At 41.8% G+C, this 1,564-nt stretch carries 2 protein-coding genes; one reads left to right on the top strand and one right to left on the bottom strand.

Annotation, left to right across the window (positions count from 1 at the left end):
• Positions 1–19 precede the first annotated feature (19 nt).
• The gene (locus tag A5875_RS20080; RefSeq protein WP_088935338.1) at positions 20–661 is read left to right on the top strand and encodes a carbonic anhydrase family protein; all 642 of its coding nucleotides are present in this window, start codon (positions 20–22) and stop codon (positions 659–661) included.
• A gap of 47 nt (positions 662–708) precedes the next feature.
• Here A5875_RS20080 and A5875_RS20075 read toward each other — a convergent pair whose 3' ends face one another.
• A complete protein-coding gene (locus A5875_RS20075) occupies positions 709–1,521 on the bottom strand; it encodes a Cof-type HAD-IIB family hydrolase (protein WP_088935337.1) in 813 nt (270 codons plus the stop codon).
• Positions 1,522–1,564: the final 43 nt, after the last annotated feature.

Raw genomic sequence — 1,564 nt, 5'->3', positions numbered from 1 at the left:
GAGGTAATTGAGGGATCATATGAAAGCAAAATTTTTGATAGATTATTGCCATCAAGGTGATTGGGAACCGCTAGGCGGTCAACGACAATCACCGATTGATATCCAAACAACTCAAATTGAAAACAATAATACTCTTGCAAATATACAAGTAAATTTGTCGGAAACGACGGCAACTTTTCTTAATAATGGTCAAAACCTGCAGCTTTTAGGTGCTGGTCAAGCCAGTTTTAACAATCGTGTGTTCAATTTTGTTCAATTGCATTTTCACGCAGATGGAGAGCACCGTTTAGATGGTAAAATTTTCCCATTAGAAGGGCATTTTCTCTTCCAATCAGCCAGTGGTCAGCTGGCAGTGATCGGGGTGCTTTATCAAGTCGGAGAGTTCAACCCGGATTTTGAACATGTATTGAACCAGTATGATCAGGGAAAGGGTGAGGGCTGCTTTTCTTTTGCGGGTCTGATTCCTGAGAATAAAAGTTATTACCATTATCTGGGTTCTTTGACGACGCCGCCTTTGACCGAAGGGGTGGAATGGTATGTGATGCAAAATGTTTTAGAAGTATCGGCGGAGCAAGTACTGCGCTTTATTGCCATTCATGGAAGAAACAATCGCGAGTGTCAGTCCATCAATGAGCGAAAAGTATTGAGCTATAACGAATAAAGAGACGTTGCCCAAAAAAGGCAACGTCTTTTTGTGTCTATTGAGGATTATGCGAGAAAGTTCTTCAAAATGAATGCCACACCGGACTCTTCATTTGATTTGGTCTGTTTATCGGCGATTTTTTTAACCGCAGGCGCGGCATTTTCCATCGCGATACCTTTTCCGCTGATTTTTAGCATTTCCAGATCGTTTTCCTGATCACCAAAAGCCACTACCTCTGATAAGTCGATCGACAAGTGCTTGGTCAAAAAGTTTAGTGCAGCCCCCTTATTGACTCCTTCGGCCATAACCTCCAGCCAATATTTATCAGAATAAGAGCTGTTAATCTGCTGTTTCTCTAATTGTGAGCGCAACTTGACTAGTTTACTGGTGTCACCATCAGTAAAGGCCAATTTGAAATAGCTGATTTCATCTTGATCGATTTGCTTCCACAGTTCGTCTACTTTTGATTCCTTCAAATTAAACTGGGCATAGTAGGGACTGTTGACTTCATTTTTGTCTTGCGCAAAAGAAATGCGATCATCTTGGGTGGCGCGGCTAGCCACGACGGTTACTTCCGTTTTCATAGCGAGTGAAAGTGCGGTCTTTACTGTAGCGGGAAGAATCGTGTAGCTTTTCAACACTTTTTTTATTTCGCCTTTTTCGATTCGCGCAACATAGGCACCGTTTGAGGCCAATGTGTATCCATTTAACTCTAGTTGTTCAAACACTTCTTTTGCTGATTGGATTGATCGGCCGGTTGCCAAAGCGACAGTTCCACCTTGACGATCAAATTCTTTTAACGCCGCAGCGTTTTCTTCAGATACTTTTCCCTCTTTATCTAGCAGGGTACCATCAAGATCAATTGCTACCAATTTCATCTATATCCGTCCTTTTTTAGTTAATCTACTTTAAGGGTAGTCC

This window comes from Enterococcus sp. 3H8_DIV0648, assembly GCF_002140655.1.
GTDB lineage: Bacteria > Bacillota > Bacilli > Lactobacillales > Enterococcaceae > Enterococcus_A > Enterococcus_A hulanensis.
This window is presented reverse-complemented; position numbering and strand designations above follow the sequence as displayed.